Source organism: Shewanella sp. S1-49-MNA-CIBAN-0167 (genome assembly GCF_040310145.1).
Lineage (GTDB): Bacteria > Pseudomonadota > Gammaproteobacteria > Enterobacterales > Shewanellaceae > Shewanella > Shewanella psychromarinicola.
The window spans coordinates 1-285 of sequence record NZ_JBEOPO010000202.1 but is presented as its reverse complement, the minus strand read 5'-3'; the positions used below and the strand labels follow the sequence as shown (position 1 = coordinate 285).

Annotated in this window: 1 pseudogene; it reads left to right on the top strand. The window is 37.2% G+C overall.

From position 1 onward, the window contains the following. Positions 1-209, top strand: a pseudogene (locus AAEZ00_RS21020) (ion channel protein Tsx); the annotation flags it as partial. Positions 210-285 lie beyond the last annotated feature (76 nt).

Here is a 285-nt window from a genome sequence, read left to right as displayed (position 1 = left end):
ATTGGGTATTTTCTGCCGACAACAACGGCTACGACGAAAACCTGCACATCAACCCACAAATAAAGTATGACTTAGGTAAAACACTGTTCGGTGATCACAAGCAAAACAAACTGTTGGTAGGTTTTGAATATGATTACTGGCAAAGCAAATACGGTGTTGCGGGTATCGACCAAAATACCTACTCAATTATTGCGCAATATCATTTCTAATTGATGCCGCTATTGATATAAATTAGATAACAAAAAAGGTGCCTAGGCACCTTTTTTAATGATTACATTTCAACAC